At 59.5% G+C, this 2,365-nt stretch carries 2 protein-coding genes; both read left to right on the forward strand.

The genetic code is table 11. The annotated features are described in order from the left end of the window. Nucleotides 1-716, forward strand: a 716-nt coding sequence (locus I8N66_RS33800; protein ID WP_291163822.1) for a DUF2950 domain-containing protein, incomplete at its 5' end; no start/stop codon positions are given. Nucleotides 717-1,015: 299 nt separating this feature from the next. Continuing rightward, a complete protein-coding gene (locus I8N66_RS33805; protein WP_291163837.1) occupies nucleotides 1,016-2,017 on the forward strand; it encodes a DUF4105 domain-containing protein in 1,002 nt (333 codons plus the stop codon). The last annotated feature ends 348 nt before the right edge of the window (nucleotides 2,018-2,365 follow it).

Below are 2,365 nucleotides of genomic sequence, written 5' to 3' on the forward strand. Positions count from 1 at the left end.
AGAAGCTGAAGGCCGGTGAAGGCGCGATGGATACTTTCGCGCTCATCCGTGAAGGTGCTGCCCGCAATGTCACAGTGCGCGATCTCGATGGACGCAAGATCATCCAGATCGGCGATCGGCTCTGGCCGCTGCCATTTCCGATCACCAAGGGCGAAGATGGCAAATGGGCCTTCGACACCTATGTCGGGCTCGAGGAAATCATCAATCGCCGCGTCGGCGAGAACGAACTGCAGGCAATCGACACCGCTCAGGCCTATGTCGATGCCCAGAAGGAATATGCCTCCAAGGACCGCGACGCCGACGGCGTGCTCGAATATGCCCAGAAGCTGATCAGCTCCCCCGGCCAGACGGACGGGCTTTACTGGCCGGCTGACCAGGGCGATGGTGAAAGCCCGGTCGGCGATGCGATCAGCGAAGCTGCGCTGGAGAAGGCGAAGGCCGGCCAAGGATACTTCGGCTACCGTTTCCGCATCCTGACGTCACAGGGCGACAACATCGCCGGCGGCCGGTACGACTATGTCATCAACGGCAACATGATCGGCGGCTTCGCCTTGATCGCCTCGCCGGTGAGCTATGCCGAGACCGGCGTCAAGACCTTCGTCGTCAACCAGCAAGGCATCGTCTACGAACGCGATCTCGGGCCGAATACCGAAGAGATCGTGCCCTTCATCGACCGCTTCGATCCCGACGACAAATGGGACGTCGTGCCCGATTGAGAGGCAGTTGCGGAGGAGCCTTTTGACCGGCCTTGATGAACGGATCGAAGGGCTCGGTCGTCGCCCGTGAGTGGGATCAAACTCGCGATCAATTCTGTGCGAACTTCGACTGCGGATTCGCCTAGGCGCTACAGTTTATTGCCAGTCGGTTGAGGCCAATCGAGTATTCGAACGCAACGAGAGGAGTCAGACGTGAGCAAGTGGCGGAACAAACAAAGCGGTCGGCAGACTGTGCGGGACCTGAAACATTGACCGGTCCCGGCTTGAACACGCAAAAGAGTGGCTGGCGTCGCTTGGGTCTGGCTGTCCTGACTGTACCACTGGCAATTCTACTAGCCTTGGCCGCTGCATGGGCCACGCTTGCATTGTGGTACCGCCTTCCCGTTTCGGAGGTCACAAGAGGCTTTGTCGCCGGGCTCTTTGCACTTGTCGGACTTTTGACGGTCGCGGCGCTGTTTGGACGCTGGCGTTTCAAAGCTGTCCTGGCATTCGCAGTTGCGTTCGCAGTTGTCCTGATGTGGTGGAGGACGATCAAGCCCGTCGAAAACGCATCCTGGGCACCCGATGTCGCGCGACAGGTCACAGGCGAATTTCACGGCGACCTGCTGACACTGACCAATGTTCGGAACTTCGAATGGCACAGCACCACGGAATTCGTCGAACAGTGGACCACGCGGACCTACGACATGAGGAAGCTCAAAACGGTCGACCTGTTCATGTCCTATTGGGCGGGACCAGAGATCGCCCACGTCATTTTCAGTTTCGGATTTGAAGGCGGCGAGCAGCTCCCGTGGTCGGTCGAAGTCCGTCGGCGGGCTGGCGGCGCGTTCTCGCCGCTCGCAGATTTGTTCAAGAGCAATCCTCTGGTCATCATCGCAGCCGACGAACGGGACGTGGTGGGCGTCCGTTCGAACTTCCGCGGCGAGGATGTTCAGATCTATCGCCTGAAAGCATCGCCTGACCAGGCACGTGCGCTTCTGCGCGAGTATGTTGCAGACGCCAATGCTCTTGCTACAACGCCGCAATTCTACAACTCGCTTACGACCAACTGCACGACCACGGTCGTCAAGATGATGCGCGTTGTGGGAGACAGGGTCCCGTTCGACTGGCGTCTCATCGTCAACGGATATCTTCCCGACTACGCCTACGATCGGGGGGCGGTGGATACGTCAGTGTCGCTCGCAGAACTTAGAAATGCCAGTCATATCGACCAGCGTGCTCGGGACGACGGGTTGTCGCCAAACTTCTCAATGGCGATAAGACTCGGCGTGCCTTCGCCAGTGCCGCAGGACTCGCCTTGAAGACGGCGATCGGCCGACCGTACGTACCGATCGATCAGCCAGTTCATCAGCAATCCGTGACTGCCAGCGTGGAAACATCGGCTGCGCGCCGTGGCCTGAGTAGCGACAAGCAGTGAGGCGACGAGGCGGGAGGTGTGGTCGAGGCTCAGTCGTGGACACCTGCCGTAGGTGCCGGCGTGGCGACAAACGCCTTCCCCGTAAATTGGAGCCTGAAACTGCGAGCTCTTCGGGTTTGCGACCGCCCCTATGCCCCAGACACGATCAGTGGCACGGGAAGGACGTTGTCTGCTTCATCGAGGATCTGGAAGGTGTGTTTGCCCTCGGGATCGACAGATACCGCATAGGACA

Origin of the sequence: Ensifer sp. SSB1 (assembly GCF_016652895.1) — a bacterium.
Lineage (GTDB): Bacteria > Pseudomonadota > Alphaproteobacteria > Rhizobiales > Rhizobiaceae > Ensifer.